Source organism: Rhizobium sp. BIGb0125, assembly GCF_024810055.1.
In the GTDB taxonomy this organism is placed as follows: Bacteria; Pseudomonadota; Alphaproteobacteria; order Rhizobiales; family Rhizobiaceae; genus Agrobacterium.
On record NZ_JANUDV010000011.1, the window covers coordinates 63,205 to 79,927 of the forward strand.

General features: G+C 54.5%; 13 protein-coding genes. 10 read left to right on the top strand and 3 right to left on the bottom strand.

What is annotated here, in order from left to right; genetic code table 11:
- The first annotated feature begins 31 nt into the window (after positions 1-31).
- From M2418_RS24060 to M2418_RS24105, 10 genes are all read left to right on the top strand, one after another.
- Positions 32-418 carry a DUF4345 domain-containing protein gene (locus M2418_RS24060; protein WP_259149565.1) on the top strand — a complete coding sequence of 129 codons (387 nt, stop codon included), beginning with the start codon at positions 32-34 and terminating at the stop codon, positions 416-418.
- Between the two features lie 261 nt (positions 419-679).
- The gene (locus tag M2418_RS24065) at positions 680-1,246 is read left to right on the top strand and encodes a F0F1 ATP synthase subunit delta (RefSeq protein WP_259149566.1); all 567 of its coding nucleotides are present in this window, start codon (positions 680-682) and stop codon (positions 1,244-1,246) included.
- Complete coding sequence (gene atpA / locus M2418_RS24070; protein WP_192490390.1) at positions 1,246-2,775, top strand: F0F1 ATP synthase subunit alpha; 1,530 nt, start codon at positions 1,246-1,248, stop codon at positions 2,773-2,775. The genes M2418_RS24065 and atpA overlap by 1 nt, the downstream gene beginning before the upstream one ends.
- Before the next feature lie 28 nt (positions 2,776-2,803).
- A complete protein-coding gene (locus tag M2418_RS24075) occupies positions 2,804-3,682 on the top strand; it encodes a F0F1 ATP synthase subunit gamma (RefSeq protein WP_192490389.1) in 879 nt (292 codons plus the stop codon).
- Positions 3,683-3,706: 24 nt separating this feature from the next.
- On the top strand, positions 3,707-5,164 hold the full coding sequence (gene atpD, locus M2418_RS24080) for a F0F1 ATP synthase subunit beta (RefSeq protein ID WP_192490388.1): 1,458 nt from the start codon (positions 3,707-3,709) through the stop codon (positions 5,162-5,164).
- A gap of 75 nt (positions 5,165-5,239) precedes the next feature.
- Positions 5,240-5,650 (top strand): F0F1 ATP synthase subunit epsilon, encoded by a 411-nt coding sequence (locus M2418_RS24085; protein WP_250984301.1) that lies wholly within the window; start codon positions 5,240-5,242, stop codon positions 5,648-5,650.
- Positions 5,651-5,904: 254 nt separating this feature from the next.
- On the top strand, positions 5,905-6,729 hold the full coding sequence (fdhD, locus tag M2418_RS24090) for a formate dehydrogenase accessory sulfurtransferase FdhD (protein WP_259149567.1): 825 nt from the start codon (positions 5,905-5,907) through the stop codon (positions 6,727-6,729).
- Positions 6,730-6,798: 69 nt separating this feature from the next.
- Positions 6,799-8,184 (top strand): sigma-54-dependent transcriptional regulator, encoded by a 1,386-nt coding sequence (locus M2418_RS24095; protein WP_405049476.1) that lies wholly within the window; start codon positions 6,799-6,801, stop codon positions 8,182-8,184.
- Positions 8,177-10,198 (top strand): HAMP domain-containing sensor histidine kinase, encoded by a 2,022-nt coding sequence (locus M2418_RS24100; RefSeq protein WP_259149569.1) that lies wholly within the window; start codon positions 8,177-8,179, stop codon positions 10,196-10,198. The genes M2418_RS24095 and M2418_RS24100 overlap by 8 nt, the downstream gene beginning before the upstream one ends.
- Positions 10,199-10,550: 352 nt before the next feature.
- A complete protein-coding gene (locus M2418_RS24105) occupies positions 10,551-12,206 on the top strand; it encodes an OFA family MFS transporter (protein WP_259149571.1) in 1,656 nt (551 codons plus the stop codon).
- A 57-nt stretch (positions 12,207-12,263) separates the two neighbouring features.
- Here the strand turns inward: M2418_RS24105 and M2418_RS24110 are convergent, their stop codons facing one another.
- The 3 genes from M2418_RS24110 to M2418_RS24120 form a co-directional block, all read right to left on the bottom strand.
- Positions 12,264-14,057 carry a PAS domain-containing methyl-accepting chemotaxis protein gene (locus M2418_RS24110; protein ID WP_259149572.1) on the bottom strand — a complete coding sequence of 598 codons (1,794 nt, stop codon included), beginning with the start codon at positions 14,055-14,057 and terminating at the stop codon, positions 12,264-12,266.
- 303 nt (positions 14,058-14,360) lie between these two features.
- Positions 14,361-14,837, bottom strand: a complete 477-nt coding sequence (locus M2418_RS24115) for a chemotaxis protein CheW (protein ID WP_192490381.1) — start codon at positions 14,835-14,837, stop codon at positions 14,361-14,363.
- A complete protein-coding gene (locus M2418_RS24120) occupies positions 14,837-16,624 on the bottom strand; it encodes a PAS domain-containing methyl-accepting chemotaxis protein (RefSeq protein WP_259149573.1) in 1,788 nt (595 codons plus the stop codon). The genes M2418_RS24115 and M2418_RS24120 overlap by 1 nt, the downstream gene beginning before the upstream one ends.
- Positions 16,625-16,723: the final 99 nt, after the last annotated feature.

The window sequence follows — 16,723 nt, forward strand, 5'->3', positions numbered from 1 at the left end:
GAAACTGATTTGAAGCGAGGGGCTGGCAATCATGGAATTTTACTTTCCAACCGAGTTTGGAGAACAATTGGCGTTTTTGGCTGCATCGGTCTCAGCCCTGATCGGGTTATTGATGTTGTTTGCGCCTGGTGTGACCTTGCGCCTCTTTGCATTGCAATCCAGCCGTGAGCGCAATGACGGGTTTGTGCTGATCCGCTCCTCGCTGGCTGGCTTTTACCTGGGACTTGGCGCTGCTGCTTTGCTGCTCGCGCAGCCTATGGTCTATCTCGCGTTTGGTGCCGCATTCGGTCTTTCAGTGTTCGGGGCAGTGCTTTCCATCCTGTCTGACGGTGGCACGACATGGCGAAATTGCCTACTTATGGTTGTAAATTTTGTACTTGCTGCCTTGCCGTTACTCTATGTTTTTGGAATAGTGTGAGGCTGGCTGAAACGCCCAAGGTGTGGCGCTTTTGGCAAAGGAATGGGGATTTCGTATTTTTTTCTGCTTTCCTGTTGCCCTAAAGCCTTATTCCGTTATTACCCGTGTTGCGAGTCCCGGCATCCTATGCTAGACGGACCGCGAAATTCGAAAAGGTGAGGGGGATCACTTTAGCCTTTTTCGGGGAAATTGAAACGATTTCAAGAATTTGGCAAAGTTGCTGACGCGACTTGTCTTTCTTGGATGATAAGCAGGGAAAAAGTGCCAGTGGCAGACACCTCCCATGGAACATCCGGTGTAGCGGAAAGGTATGCGTCGTCGCTTTTCGAGCTTGCTCTTGAGGCGGGTGTTGTAGAGGCGGTTGGGGCCGATCTCGATGCATTCCAGTCGCTTCTCGACGAGAGTGACGATTTGAAGCGTCTGGTAGAAAGCCCGGTATTTTCGTCTGAAGATCAGGGCAAGGCCATCGCAGCTATCTGCGAAAGGGCCGGCCTGAAGACGCTTGCTGCGAACTTCCTCAAAGTTGTCGCCAAGAATCGCCGTCTGTTTGCCGTTCCTGGCATGGTACGCGCTTATCGCGAAATCGCTGCCGCACACCGTGGCGAAATTACTGCCGAAGTTACTTCGGCACATGCGCTCGATGCAGCGCAGGAAACTGAACTGAAGGCGGCGCTGAAGAGCGTTACTGGTAAGGATGTAACGGTTGCAGTAACCGTTGATCCGTCAATCCTCGGTGGCCTTATCGTCAAGGTTGGCTCCCGTCAGATCGACACGTCTCTTCGCACCAAACTTTCCACCCTTAAGCTTGCACTGAAAGAGGTTGGCTGATGGATATCCGCGCCGCGGAAATTTCCGCAATTCTGAAAGATCAAATCAAAAATTTCGGCAACGAGGCTGAGGTCTCGGAAGTCGGCCAGGTTCTGTCCGTTGGTGACGGTATCGCTCGCGTTTACGGCCTTGACAATGTTCAGGCTGGTGAGATGGTCGAGTTCCCAGGCGGCATCCGTGGTATGGCGCTGAACCTCGAATCCGACAATGTCGGTGTGGTTATTTTCGGTTCTGACCGTGACATTAAGGAAGGCGACACCGTTAAGCGGACCGGCGCCATCGTTGACGTTCCTGTCGGTCCTGAGCTGCTTGGCCGCGTGGTCGATGCTCTCGGTAACCCGATTGACGGCAAAGGCCCGATCAATGCCACGAAGCGCGCTCGCGTTGACGTAAAGGCTCCTGGCATTATTCCACGCAAGTCGGTTCATGAGCCGATGTCCACAGGTCTCAAGGCTATCGATGCCCTGATCCCAGTTGGTCGTGGCCAGCGCGAACTCGTGATCGGCGACCGCCAGACCGGCAAGACCGCGATTATTCTCGACACGATCCTCAACCAGAAGGCCATTCACGACAATGGTCCTGACGGTGACAAGCTTTACTGCGTATACGTTGCTATCGGTCAGAAGCGTTCGACCGTTGCCCAGTTCGTTAAGGTTCTGGAAGAGCGTGGCGCACTGCAGTATTCGATCATCGTTGCCGCTACGGCTTCCGATCCTGCTCCTATGCAGTATCTGGCTCCGTTCGCTGGTTGCGCAATGGGCGAATACTTCCGTGACAACGGTCAGCATGCGCTGATCGGTTACGACGACCTTTCCAAGCAGGCTGTTGCCTACCGTCAGATGTCGCTTCTTCTGCGTCGTCCTCCGGGTCGCGAAGCTTATCCTGGCGACGTTTTCTACCTTCACTCCCGTCTTCTCGAGCGGGCTGCAAAGCTCTCCGACGAAATGGGCGCTGGTTCGTTGACCGCTCTGCCGGTTATCGAAACCCAGGGTAACGACGTTTCCGCGTTTATTCCGACCAACGTGATCTCGATCACCGACGGCCAGATCTTCCTTGAAACCGACCTGTTCTATCAGGGTATCCGCCCGGCTGTTAACGTCGGTCTGTCGGTTTCGCGCGTTGGTTCTGCTGCTCAGATCAAGGCCATGAAGCAGGTTGCTGGTTCGATCAAGGGTGAGCTCGCTCAGTACCGCGAAATGGCCGCATTTGCTCAGTTCGGTTCGGACCTCGATGCCTCCACACAGCGTTTGCTGAACCGTGGCGCACGTCTGACGGAACTCCTGAAGCAGCCACAGTTCTCGCCGCTCAAGACTGAAGAACAGGTTGCCGTGATCTTTGCTGGCGTGAACGGTTACCTCGATAAGGTTGCTGTGAACCAAGTTGGCAAGTTCGAGCAGGGTCTGCTGTCCTACCTCCGTTCGGAAGGCAAGGGCATTCTCGACACCATTCGCACGGAAAAGGCTGTTAGCGATGACACCAAGAGCAAGCTCAAGGCTGCTCTGGATAGCTTCGCAAAGTCTTTCGCCTGATTAGGGTTCACACTGGGACGGATAACGGATGCCTTCACTAAAGGATCTGAAAAACCGCATTGCCTCGGTCAAGGCGACACAGAAGATTACCAAGGCGATGAAAATGGTCGCCGCGGCGAAGCTTCGTCGTGCGCAGGAGGCTGCTGAGGCTGCCCGGCCATATTCACAGCGCATGAGCGCCGTTCTGTCCAATATCGCTCAGGCGGTTGAGGCAGACGTAGCTCCTGCACTGATGACCGGTACCGGCAAGGACGACGTGCATCTGCTCGTCGTCTGCACAGCCGAGCGTGGTCTTTGCGGTGGTTTCAACTCACAGATTTCCCGTTTTGCTCGTGATCGTGCGCGTAAGCTGATCGCCGAAGGCAAGACGGTCAAAATCATGACCGTTGGTAAAAAGGGCTACGACAGCCTGCGTCGCGAATTCGCATCGAACATCATTGAGCGCGTTGAACTGCGCGAAGTGAAGAAGATCGCTTTCGAAAATGCCGACCAGATTGCCAAGAAGATCATTGCGCGTTTCAACGCCGGTGAATTCGATGTCTGCACGCTGATCTACTCCGAGTTCAAATCGGTTATCAGCCAGGTGCCGACAGGCTTGCAGCTTATTCCTGCTGCTGCGCCGGCCGCTGAAGTCGAGCAGACGGCAACGACTGCAATTTATGAATACGAGCCGGATGCGGCTTCCATTCTGGAAGACCTTATTCCGCGCAACATTTCGGTTCAGGTTTTCCGGGCATTGCTCGAGAACGTTGCTGGCGAAATGGGTGCCAAAATGAGCGCGATGGATAACGCAACGCGCAACGCCGGTGAAATGATCCACAAGCTGACATTGTCTTACAACCGTCAGCGTCAGGCTCAGATCACCAAGGAACTGATTGAAATCATTTCGGGCGCTGAAGCGCTCTGAGGTTAAGGAAAGAGGGTAAGGATAATGGCTAAGGCAGCTACCCCCAAGAAAACCGCAGCGAGCACAACCGCGACTGGCAAAGTTACGCAGGTTATCGGCGCTGTTGTCGACGTGGCGTTCGAAGGCGACCTGCCTGCGATCCTCAACGCGCTTGAAGCTGACAACATGGGCAACCGTCTGGTTCTCGAAGTTGCACAGCACCTCGGCGAAAACGTCGTTCGCACGATCGCCATGGACTCGACCGAAGGTCTGGTTCGCGGTCAGGCCGTTCGTGACACCGGTTCTCCGATCACCGTTCCGGTTGGTCCTGAGACGCTTGGTCGTATCATGAACGTTATCGGCGAGCCTGTTGACGAAGCTGGTCCGCTGGTCACTTCCGGCAAGCGCGCTATCCACCAGGAAGCTCCGTCCTACGTCGACCAGTCGACTGAAGGCCAGATCCTGGTTACCGGCATCAAGGTTGTTGACCTTCTCGCACCTTACGCAAAGGGCGGTAAGATCGGCCTGTTCGGCGGCGCTGGCGTTGGCAAGACCGTTCTCATCATGGAACTGATCAACAACGTGGCCAAGGCGCACGGTGGTTACTCGGTATTTGCCGGTGTGGGTGAACGTACTCGCGAAGGTAACGACCTTTACCACGAAATGATCGAGTCGGGCGTTAACAAGCACGGCGGTGGCGAAGGCTCCAAGGCTGCTCTCGTTTACGGCCAGATGAACGAACCACCAGGTGCACGTGCACGTGTTGCTCTGACCGGTCTGACGATCGCTGAAGACTTCCGTGACAAGGGCCAGGACGTTCTGTTCTTCGTGGACAACATCTTCCGCTTTACGCAGGCTGGTTCCGAAGTGTCCGCTCTGCTCGGCCGTATCCCTTCTGCTGTGGGTTACCAGCCGACGCTTGCGACCGACATGGGCCAGATGCAGGAACGCATCACGACAACGACGAAGGGTTCGATCACTTCGGTTCAGGCTATTTACGTACCTGCCGACGACTTGACCGACCCGGCACCAGCAACCTCGTTCGCCCACTTGGACGCAACGACCGTTCTGTCGCGTTCGATCGCTGAAAAGGGTATTTACCCGGCTGTTGACCCGCTCGACTCTACATCGCGTATGCTTGACCCAATGATCGTTGGCGAAGAGCACTACGAAGTGGCTCGTAAGGTTCAGTCGACACTGCAGCGCTACAAGGCTCTTCAGGACATCATCGCCATCCTTGGCATGGATGAACTGTCTGAAGAAGACCGTCTGGCTGTTGCCCGCGCTCGTAAGATCGAACGCTTCCTGTCGCAGCCGTTCTTCGTGGCGGAAGTCTTCACCGGTTCGCCGGGCAAGCTGGTTGCTCTCGAAGACACCATCAAGGGCTTCAAGGGCCTGGTAAATGGTGACTACGATCACCTGCCAGAAGCAGCATTCTACATGGTCGGTTCGATGGAAGAAGCTATCGAAAAGGCAAAGAAGCTGGCTGCTGAAGCTGCCTGATAATGCTTTAAGAAGGGCGCGTGGCTTTTCCACGCGCCTTTGTCTGTCGCGCAACAAAACAAGAAGTGAATAGCCATGGCCGACACTTTCAAATTCGAACTTGTTTCTCCGGAGCGCCTGCTCGTTTCCGAAACGGTTACTGAAGTCGTCATTCCAGCCACTCTGGGCGAAATGACGGTGTTGGCAAACCATGCGCCGGTAATGACGACGATCAAGCCTGGTCTCGTTTCGGTGAAATTTGCCTCTGGTGAGACACACAAGTACGTGGTGTTCGGTGGTTTTGCCGACATTCTGCCAACAGGTTGCACATTGCTTGCTGAATCTGCTGTTTCGGCTGATGAAATCAGCCCTGATACATTGCAGAAGCGTATTGATGCAGCGAAGGCAGAAATCGAAGGTGGTAGCCATCACCACGAGCACCTGACCAAGCTTGAAAAGCACCTCTACGAACTGACGAACCTGCATGAGGTTCTCGTCGCTGCTTGAAAGCACCGGGCGGGTTCGAAAGAATGACTGCCCACAAAAAATGAGAAAAAAGCGGCCGTTTCGGTCGCTTTTTTGTTTTTAGACTACCCATGTTCAGCTGCTACTATCATCGCCGTTGCGAATTTGCGCTTTGATGCGCCCTAGCTCTTGGGTAGAACTAGGCTCCAATTTTGATGAAAGCCAATGGCAAGTGCGCGTGATGCTGCCAATTGTTCCGGCTTTTGTCGCATGCAGGCGAATAGGGCTGTTATTTGATGGAAACCTCGCGGAAAGTCATACGCATATCACGGCACGCAGGTGTTGTGACGCAAGCCACACGTGCTGTTCCCGAGGAGGTGCCAATCGCCTTTTCCTATGGCGGTTCTACCCATGCCGTCATGATGGGCACACCGGCCGACTTGGAAGACTTTGCCATTGGTTTCAGTCTGACCGAGGGCATCATCCGTGATGTCTCTGAGATCGTTGACGTTGAAATCCTTGCGGCCGATAAGGGTTACGATGTGCAGGTGATGCTTGGAGATAATCAGGCTGATGCACTGCGTGCGCGCCGTCGTCATATGGCAGGGCCAGTCGGATGCGGCCTCTGTGGAATTGAATCGATCGAGCAAGCACTTCGTCCGGTTCCCGACGTTTCAACGGCCCCGCTCAAAGCGACGTTTGATGACATTGTGTCTGCGATCACGCTGTTGTCGGACGGGCAGTCACTTAATCAGGAAACGCGCGCCGTGCACGGCGCCGGCTTCTACCTGCCAGGTGAGGGATTGCTGGCTGTCCGCGAAGATGTCGGGCGCCATAATGGCCTCGACAAGTTGGTTGGCGCTGTCCTTCGTGCTGGCCGCCGTAGCCGCGACGGTATGATTGCGGTTACAAGCCGTGTTTCCGTCGAGATGGTGCAGAAGACTGCTATTCTTGGCAGTCCCATCCTCCTGGCGATCTCGGCGCCCACTGCACTTGCCATCGAGACGGCGGAAAAGGCCGGTGTGACACTGGTGGCATTGGTGAGGGGTGAGGACTTCGAAATTTTCACCCATGCTCACAGAATTGTTGAGATCGCAGCGGGTGCGGATATCGGGTCCTGATTTTGCTTTTAGGCGCCGCTCTGCTATTCGTCATTTTTAAGCTGATAGCGGATGTCGCAGGAGAGTGATGTGCAACACGAAGTGGTTTCAAAGCCGCAGGCCGCGGCTCAAGAATCCGATTTCGGACCGTGGCTCGCCAAGGCATCTATTCTTGTGGTGGACGATGAGCCAGGCATGCGCAATTTCCTTGTGCGCACGCTGGAAAGCCGCTGCAAATTTATCGACGAAGCATCAGATACGGTTGAGGCCAGCCGCAAGCTGGATGAGCGTCATTTCGACATTGTCATTCTCGACAATATCATGCCGAAGAAAACCGGTCTTGAATGGCTGGCAGAACAGCGCTCCATCGGCCTTTATGCCGAAACGATCCTGATGACGGCATATGCCGATCTGGATACGGCGATACAGGCGATCCGCGCCGGTGCGGCGGATTTTGTGCTGAAACCGTTTCGGTCAAACCAGATCCTCAATGCCATAACTCGCGCGCTGGACCGCATCCAGTTGCAGCGGGAGAACTTTGCGCTCAAATATGAGCTGAGGGCCGCGTCCGATCACATCTATCTGCGTGATCGGATTTTCGGTAGCTCTGCGACCATTCAGCAGACACGTGAAATGATCAGTCGCGTTGCACCCTTGCCAACGTCGGTGTTGCTGACAGGTGAGTCCGGGACCGGCAAGGAAGTGCTGGCGCGTTCCCTTCACGAACTGTCCGACCGGGCTGGTAAACCCTTCGTGCCGCTCAATTGTGCGGCTATTCCCGCTGACATGCTGGAAACAGAATTGTTTGGCCATTTGAAGGGCGCTTTCACGGGCGCGGATTCCCGGCGCGAGGGTCTTTTCCTGCATGCGCAGGGTGGCACGCTGTTCCTTGATGAAATCGGTGAAATGCCGGTGGCGCTACAAAGCAAGCTGCTGCGCGTCATTGAAGATCGCAAGGTTCGGCCGGTTGGTTCCGAGCGCGAAGTGCCGATCGATATTCGCTTTGTGTTTGCCACCAATGCCGATCTTGCCAAGGACGTTGAAAAAGGCCGTTTCCGCGCTGACCTTTATTACCGCATCAACGTCATGCAGGTGCATCTCGCGCCGTTGCGTGAACGTGAAAAGGATGTTCTTGAACTGACCGATCTGTTCATGAACAAGCTGTCGCGGCAACTCGGCATGCCACCCGTGCAGGTCGATGATGCGATCAAGGCGGCTTTGCTCGCCTATAACTGGCCCGGTAATGTTCGTGAGCTGCGTAACCTGATCGAACGTACCCTCATTCTGGGCCGCTTTCCTGCGGACCTACGTGGCGGTATTTCTGCGCCTGCCAGCAATGCCACGCTGGAAGAGGTTGAGCGCCGGCACATATTGAGTGTGCTCGACGAGGTTGCTGGCAACCGCGATGAAGCTGCAAGACGGCTTGGCATTTCCCGCAAGACCATTGATCGCAAGCTGACCTCCTGGCATGGCTGATCTGCACCATCAGCCAAAGGTCGTCAGCCCGGTTCGCTCCGTCCGCGTTAAACTGCTGGCGATTGCCCTGTTACCAACCCTGGTGATTTTGCCGCTGCTGCTGGGCGTGACGATGGTGCGCTGGGGCGCCAAGTTCGATTCACTTCTGATCTCCAAAGTGCATGGCGATCTGACCATCGCGCATCAATATCTGTCGACCATTCTCGAAAACACCGGCGAACGTATTGAATCCATTGCGACTTCTGCGCGGCTTCAGGATGTCTTGCAGGATGATACAGCGACACAATTGGGTGGTTATCTGGAAGAAAGCCGCGAAAAGCTGGGGCTCGACTTCCTGTTTATCATTGACCCTGAGGGGCGGGTTACCGCCAGTGCCGGAACGGAAGTGTCGCGTGTGCGGGTCAATTGGCCCGTGCGGGCCAAGGCGCTGCAGGGAAAAGCCGCTTACGCATTCGACATTTTTTCCAATGACGAGTTGGGAGAGATTTCCGCTGCGCTGGCGCAACGCGCCCGCCTGGAGCTTGTAAAGACGCCAAATTCCGGGCAATCGGAACAGCTTTGGGAAACACGCGGTCTTGCCATTCACGCCGCCAGTCCGATTGATGTTTCGCCTGGCCGGCGTCTGGCTCTTGTCGGTGGCAAACTTCTCAACCAGAATCTCGATTTCATCGATACGATCAATGATCTGGTCTACAAGGAAGTCAGTCTGCCGGAGGGCAGTCAGGGTACGGCAACGCTGTTTCTGGATGATGTCCGCATCAGCACCAATGTCCGTCTTTTCGAAGGGAAGCGGGCATTGGGAACGCAGGTATCCAACGCCGTGCGGACTGCGGTGCTGGGTGAAGGGCGCGTGTGGCTCGACAGCGCCTTTGTCGTAAACGACTGGTATGTCTCCGCCTATGAACCGCTGGTCGACAGTTACGGCAATCGTGCGGGCATGCTCTACGTCGGATTTCTGGAAGCGCCATTCGCCCGCGCCAAATATGAAACGGTCGCCGCGGTGATTATTGCGTTTCTTGCGATAACCTTGATGAGCATTCCGGTGTTCTTGCGGTGGGCGCGCAGCATCTTCAAACCACTGGAGAGAATGACCGAGACCATCGCCCGTGTGGATGAGGGTGATCTTGGTGCGCGAACCGGGCTGCCTGCCACGCATGATGAAATCGGGCAGGTGGCTGTTCATCTGGATGATTTGCTGCAGCGCCTGCAGGAGCGTGAAGGTGAACTGCGCGCCTGGAATGAAGAGCTGAATGTGCGTGTTGACGAACGGACGCGGGAATTGCAGCTTGCCAACCATCAGCTGGAAGCCACCACGAAACAGCTGGTGATTTCTGAAAAGCTGGCCACGGTAGGAGAGATCACTGCCGGCGTTGCCCATGAGATCAACAATCCGATTGCCGTCATTCAGGGCAATCTCGAGGTGGCGCGTTATCTGATCGGTGAAAACGCCGATCTGGCCAAAACCGAGTTTCGACTGATTGATGAGCAGGTCGAGCGCATAAGCCGTATTGTCACCAAGCTGCTGCAATTTGCGCGACCAGAAGAATTCGCCGGTTATGTTGAACGGCATGACCCGGCCCATATCATGACCGATACCATGCCACTGGTTCAGCACGTGCTGAACCGCAGCGGTATCAATGTCGTGCGTGATGACAATGTCAGCCGGTTGGTGTTGATGAACCGCACCGAGTTGCAGCAGGTGCTGGTCAATCTGATCGTCAATGCCGCTCACGCAATGCCGCATGGCGGCACGTTAGGTCTTGGCTGCCATGATGCAGAGCGTGACGAGCGAGCTGGTGTTGTGCTGACAGTGTCCGACACCGGTATCGGCATGGATCAGGATGTTCTCGCTCGAATTTTTGAACCGTTTTTCACCACCAAACGGCAGGAAGGTACAGGGCTTGGTCTATCGGTCAGCCAGATGCTGGTGATCCGTCAAGGCGGTATCATTACCGCTGAAAGCACGCCTGGAACAGAAACGACCTTCACGGTCTGGCTACCTGAAGCGCAATAAATCTCCCAAATCAGACCTGCTGTCCGGGCGAGATTTTGTCGCACCGCTTGGACATTTTGTCGCATTGTCACGGACATTTTGTCCGAAATGTGGCGGAATTTTAGTCTAATACATTGTAATTATTTAGTTTTATTTTTGGCACGATCTTTGCTGCTGCCAAAACGCAATTCGGATCAAGCGAAATGGCGGGTTTTAGGAAAGGCCGCTCAAGCCGCGTCAGGGGCGGTGTTTATGAAACGCAAGCCTGATCAAATGTCTATGCCGGTGTGTGCTCACCGCCGGTCGGAACAGCCGAATAAATGACAACAACCGTATTCGCGCGGCGTCCAGCCGGGTCGAATGGAGGAAACACATGACTGCTACGAACGAGACGTTCACTGGCAATGCAGCCGGTACCGGCTTCCTTGACCGTGAGCGCATTATCGCCAAGCCTGGCTTTAACCGCTGGATGGTGCCGCCTGCTGCGCTGGCCATTCATCTCTGCATCGGTATGGCCTACGGCTTTTCCGTGTTCTGGCTGCCTTTGACCAAGGCAATCGGCATCAACCAGTCCGTCGTCTGCTCTGACATGGGCCTTGCGACTGCCCTTTTCACCACCAGCTGCGACTGGCGCGTTAGTGACCTTGGCTGGATCTACACGCTGTTCTTCGTTCTGCTGGGCTGCTCGGCTGCGATCTGGGGCGGTTGGCTTGAGCGTGCTGGCCCACGCAAGGCCGGTTTCGTATCGGCTGTGTGCTGGTGTGGTGGCATGACCATTGCTGCCATTGGTATCATGACCCACCAGCTGTGGCTGATGTGGTTCGGCGCCGGTGTCATCGGTGGTATTGGCCTTGGCCTCGGTTACATCTCTCCGGTTTCGACCCTGATCAAGTGGTTCCCTGACCGTCGTGGTATGGCGACCGGCATGGCGATCATGGGCTTCGGCGGTGGTGCAATGATCGGTGCGCCGCTTGCGGATGCGCTGATGCGCCATTTCCGTACCGATGCATCGATCGGTGTTTGGGAAACCTTCCTGGTCATGGCTGCGATCTACTTCGTGTTCATGATGGCTGGTGCATTTGGATACCGCATTCCGCCTGCCGGCTGGAAGCCTGAAGGCTGGACAGCGCCTGCTGCCAAGAGCTCAATGATCACGACCCGCCACGTTCACCTGAAGAACGCGCACAAGACAAAGCAGTTCTGGATGATCTGGCTGGTACTGTGCCTTAACGTTTCGGCTGGTATCGGCGTACTCGGCATGGCTTCACCGATGCTGCAGGAAATTTTCGCCGGTTCGCTGATTGGTCTTCCCGATGTCAAGTTTGCTGATCTGAACACTGAACAACTGGCGTCGATTGCAGCGATTGCTGCCGGTTTCACCGGTTTGCTTTCGGTATTCAACATTGGTGGCCGTTTTGTATGGGCCTCCATGTCTGACCGTATCGGCCGCAAGGCAACCTACTTCACCTTCTTCGCACTCGGTATCGTACTCTACGCATCTGCCCCTTGGGCTGCCGGTCTCGGCAACAAGGCGCTGTTCGTGGGCATGTTCTGCATCATCGTGTCGATGTATGGCGGTGGTTTTGCGACTGTTCCAGCCTATCTGGCCGATATCTTCGGTACGCAGTTCGTTGGTGCTATCCATGGTCGTCTGCTGACGGCATGGGCAACAGCCGGCATCATCGGCCCTGTTGTCGTGAACTACATCCGTGAAGCACAGATCGCAGCGGGCATTCCACGCGCGCAGGTCTACGATTTCACCATGTATATTCTGGCGGGCATGCTGGCTGTTGGCCTCATCGCCAACCTGCTGGTGAAGCCGCTGGATGCCAAGTGGTACATGTCTGACGAAGAAGTTGCAGCCTTACAGGCCAAGACCAAGGCCGTGGACACTGGTCCTTCCGGTTCTTTCGGTATTGGCAAGGGTGGTCTCGACGCCAAGGCGCTGATTGCCTGGGCTGTTGTCGGTATTCCGATTGTCTGGGGTATCTGGATTACCCTGCAGAAGACTTTTGTGCTCTTCGTGTAAAAAGAAAAGGCGGCTTTCGGGCCGCCTTTTTTGTTTCTGGATGTACGCGCTACAGCGTCAGAATTCTGTCCATTGATCGGCGCGCTCTGCAGGCATGGCTGATGTGGCGTGCCGCAGACTGGCAACCATCTTATGTACCGGTGATGCGACCTGCTGGTGTCTGCTGACAACGGCATGTGGGGTCGGTGCTTCATAGGCCTGTGCCTGAGCATTGCCGATACGGAACTGGGTCAACAGCTCCCGCAATATTTCCGATTCGCGCGCCAGACCGTGGCTGGCGGCAGTCGTTTCCTCAACCATTGCCGCATTCTTCTGCGTTGCCTGGTCCATCATGTTGACGGCCTGGTTGATTTCCGCAAGGCCGTTGGCCTGCTCGCGGGCCGCTTCGACAATCGCCGAGACATTGACGTGGATCTGGTCGACCTGATTGGCGATTTCTCGCAGCACGCCGCCTGTCTGACCAACAAGTTCGACACCATTGGCGACATGGTCGCCTGAGGTATTGATCAGGTTCTTGATTTCCTTGGCAGCACTGGCAGACCGTTGTGCCAGTTCGCGTACTTCCTGCGCGACGACGGCAAATCCTTTGCCTGCCTCGCCAGCACGTGCCGCCTCAACACCGGCATTCAACGCCAGCAGGTTCGTCTGAAACGCAATGTCGTCAATCACGCCGATGATGTTGGTGATCTCCTTGGAGGAGCGAGATATCTCATCCATGGCGCCAATTGCCTTGTCGACAATCGCACCGGAGCGTTCGGCATTGTTTTTGGTGGAAGTCACCAGCCTTCCGGCATCGTCGGCCCGCAGACTGGAATCCTTGACTGTTGTGGTGATTTCTTCGAGTGCTGCGGCGGTCTGTTCGAGTGAGGCAGCCTGCTGCTCCGTTCTTTGCGCCAACTGGTCCGCAGCCGTGCGGATTTCAGAAGAACCTGCGGCAATTGTTGTCGCGTTGTGGGCCACCGTCTGCATGGTGTTGCGCAGTTTGGCGATGACTTCATTAAAGTCGTGCCGAACTCTTTCCATGCTGGGCACAAAGGCAGTATCGAGATTTTGCGACAGTTCTCCATCGGCCAGGGCTCTGAGGCCGTCGCCAAGTGCAGTAATTGCGCTCATGCGTGGGGTGACGTCTGTCGCAAATTTGACGACTTTGACGACGGTGCCCTTGTCGTTGAAAATTGGGTTGTAGGCTGCCTGTATCCAGACTTCCTTGCCACCTTTGCCAAAGCGAACAAATTCATCGGCAATAAATTCGCCCTGTGAAAGGCGCTGCCAGAATTGGGCATAATCGGATGTCGCAGCATAGTTCGGCTCGCAAAACAGGCGATGGTGTTTTCCCACGATTTCCGAGAGGTCGTAACCCAGTGTTTTGCAGAAGTTTTCATTGGCGGTGAGAATTTCACCAGTTGAGGTGAACTCGATCACCGCCTGTGATTTGGAGAGGGCATTCAGCTTGCTGGCATCTTCGACCGCTTTTTGTTTGACGGCGGTGATGTCGGTCGCCAACTTGATGACCTTGTAAACTTTGCCGGAGCGGAAAACCGGATTGTAAGAAGCCTGTATCCAGATCTCGCGTCCGTCCTTGCGGATGCGCTTGTATTCTTTGGTGTCGTGTTTTCCCGCCGCCAGGTTTTGCCAGAACTGGGTGTATTCGGCAGATGCGCTGTAATCTGGCTCACAGAACATGCGGTGATGTTTGCCAACAATCTCGCTCAGGTCGTAACCGAGGGCTTTGCAAAAGTTTTCATTGGCATTGAGGATTACGCCGTTTGGGGTGAATTCAATCACGGCCTGCGATTTGGATATGGCATCAACGATATTTCTGGCATCACTGACTTTATGCAGGCCGAACATTGTACCCTCCGGAAACAGCGAAAGTGAGAGCGTTTACTTTCGCTTGGCAGCGTTATCGCGATTCATTCGCTGACAGGGAGAAAAATCATCAATCTCCAATATAGTGATTAGAACATTAGAATATTAAAATGTAATTGATGCATTGTTGCTTGAAGCTCTTTTTAATACAGAAAGAAACAGGGGGATTTTAGCTGTTTGACCCAAACAAAAACCGCCACGAATGGATCGTAGCGGTTTAAAATCATAGGACGTTTGGAAAGATGATCTCGCTCGCGATGTGTGGCGTAGCGTGATGCATGTTTCTTATGCTGCCAGATCTTCGATCTCGTTGCCCTTGAACATCTTTGCTAGGTTCAGGAAGCAGATCATGCCATGTTCGTTGGCGATGATGCCTTCGGAGAAGGACTTGTCGAAAGAAGCGGATACCTCCGGCACAGGCTGAACCTGATTGGCAGGAATTGTCAGAATGTCGGATACGCGGTCAACCAGCATGCCGATGACCATGTTGTGAACTTCGGCAACCACGATGGCGCTACGCTCATTGGCAACGGTGCTTTTCATGCCGAGTTTGTAGGCGAGGTCAATGATCGGAATAACAGATCCGCGCAGGTTCATCACGCCAATCACGTCAGCTGGGGCGTGCGGGATCGGGGTGCATGGCGCCCAGCCGCGAATTTCGCGGATTGTGGTCGTCTTCACGCAGAATTCCTGATCGTGCAGGCGGAATGCAATAATTTCCAAAGTGTCGCTGCCGAAGTTTGTAGAATTAATCGTCGCCATCAGAATTCTTCCCAATCTTGCTGTACTTGCGCCAAAGCAAGAGAACCATGTGTTCTGGCTGCTGGTGTGGCAACCGTACCGCGTGCTCTTGATGCCAAGGGCTGCACATCCCCTTTCACATCATTCCTTTTAACGTGAGAGTCTTGCGTAAATCTAAATTGTCTTAGCAAATTACGTAAAGATTCTGCTTCTTTTGCCAAACCGTGGCTGGCGGCGCTGGTTTCTTCCACCACGGCCGCGTTCTGCTGCGTATTGGCATCTATGGAATTGACCGCAGAATTGATTTCTTTCAATCCAGTCGCCTGCTCGCGGGTCGTTTCAATCATGGCTGCGACATTCTGATTGATTTCGGCCACCTGACGGACGATCAATTCCAGTGATTTGCCTGTCTCATCAACAAGCGAAACACCATTGGCAACCTGCTCGGTTGATTTGGTAATCAGCGCCTTGATTTCCTTGGCGGCATTGGCGGAACGTTGCGCCAGTTCACGCACTTCTTGTGCGACCACGGCAAAGCCCTTGCCAGCCTCACCGGCGCGAGCTGCTTCCACGCCAGCGTTCAGCGCAAGCAAATTGGTTTGGAAGGCGATCTCATCGATGACGCCGATAATGTTGCTTATGCCCTTGGACGATTGCTCAATCTCGTCCATGGCCGCAATGGCGTTGTTGACGACAGTCCCGGAAAGCTCGGCGCCGCTCTTGGCCTTCGCTACCAGTTGCCCTGCCTCTTCCGCTCTGCGGCTGTTGTCAGTAACCGTTTGGGTCATTTCTTCCAGTGCGGCTGCGGTTTGCTCGACAGCGGCTGCCTGTTTCTCCGTCCGTTCGGCTAGAGAGCTTGAGGCAATGCTGACTTCATGTGAAGCACCAGCAATGCCCGTCGCATTGTCTGAGACAACTTTCATGGCGTCGCGCAGTCTGGCGATCGATCCGTTAAAGTCTGTGCGCAGTTTGTCGAGGGCAGGGATGAAAGGTGTGTTGAGCTGCGTCGTCAAATCGCCATTGGCGAGGCCGGTCAAACCATCAGCGATTTCATTGACGGCGCGGACGCGTTCCGTCACGTCGGTGGCAAACTTCACGATCTTGAAGACATTGCCTTCCTCATCAAGAATTGGATTGTAGGATGCCTGAATCCAGACGGGTTTTCCGCCTTTACCTATGCGCTTGAATTCCTGGGCAATAAATTCTCCAGCTGCCAATTTTTTCCAGAAGGTCGCATAGTCGGCACTGTCGCGGAATGCAGCTTCGCAGAACATGCTATGATGTTTGCCCTTTATCTCTTCAAGCCTATAACCTAGACAGTTCAGAAAGTTGCTGTTGGCCGTAATGATCTGGCCGGTGGTGGTAAATTCGATAATAGCCTGAGCGCGTGAGATGGCATTTATCTTACCCGCATCCTCGGCTGATTTGAGCTTTGCTTCGGTAATTACAGTGGCAATCTTGATAACGCTCTGGACCTTGCCGCCAATGATCACAGGGTTGTAGGAGGCCTGTATCCAGACTTCGGTGCCGCCCTTGCCGATGCGCTTGTATTGTCTTGCATCCGCCTTGCCGTTCGCCAAATCCTGCCAGAACTTCCTGTAATCCTGACTGCCACTATATTTGGGGTCACAGAATATACTGTGATGTTTGCCGATGATTTCGGCTGCTGAATAACCAAGTGCGCGGCAGAAATTGTCATTTGCAGACAGTATCTTCCCGGATGGATCAAACTCAATCATCGCTTGAGTGCCGCCAAGGGCAGTCAAAACAGCTTTTGCATGTGATCCCGGAAAAAATGACAAGCTCATGGGTGGCTCCCGTCTCCGCGAGGCGTTGTACAATTGAAAGTCCGGAAGCGTTTCCATTGATTGAAACGTCAGGACTCAATGTTATGTTTGGGGTGTTTC

Excerpts from the sequence above, each read along its gene's own strand:
- fdhD (WP_259149567.1), top strand. The coding sequence starts at position 5,905 with ATGGAAACCTCGCGGAAAGTCATACGCATATCACGGCACGCAGGTGTT.
- M2418_RS24075 (WP_192490389.1), top strand. The coding sequence starts at position 2,804 with ATGCCTTCACTAAAGGATCTGAAAAACCGCATTGCCTCGGTCAAGGCG.
- M2418_RS24120 (WP_259149573.1), bottom strand. The coding sequence starts at position 16,624 with ATGAGCTTGTCATTTTTTCCGGGATCACATGCAAAAGCTGTTTTGACT.
- M2418_RS24060 (WP_259149565.1), top strand. The coding sequence starts at position 32 with ATGGAATTTTACTTTCCAACCGAGTTTGGAGAACAATTGGCGTTTTTG.
- M2418_RS24085 (WP_250984301.1), top strand. The coding sequence starts at position 5,240 with ATGGCCGACACTTTCAAATTCGAACTTGTTTCTCCGGAGCGCCTGCTC.
- M2418_RS24105 (WP_259149571.1), top strand. The coding sequence starts at position 10,551 with ATGACTGCTACGAACGAGACGTTCACTGGCAATGCAGCCGGTACCGGC.
- M2418_RS24100 (WP_259149569.1), top strand. The coding sequence starts at position 8,177 with ATGGCTGATCTGCACCATCAGCCAAAGGTCGTCAGCCCGGTTCGCTCC.
- M2418_RS24115 (WP_192490381.1), bottom strand. The coding sequence starts at position 14,837 with ATGGCGACGATTAATTCTACAAACTTCGGCAGCGACACTTTGGAAATT.
- atpA (WP_192490390.1), top strand. The coding sequence starts at position 1,246 with ATGGATATCCGCGCCGCGGAAATTTCCGCAATTCTGAAAGATCAAATC.
- M2418_RS24110 (WP_259149572.1), bottom strand. The coding sequence starts at position 14,057 with ATGTTCGGCCTGCATAAAGTCAGTGATGCCAGAAATATCGTTGATGCC.
- atpD (WP_192490388.1), top strand. The coding sequence starts at position 3,707 with ATGGCTAAGGCAGCTACCCCCAAGAAAACCGCAGCGAGCACAACCGCG.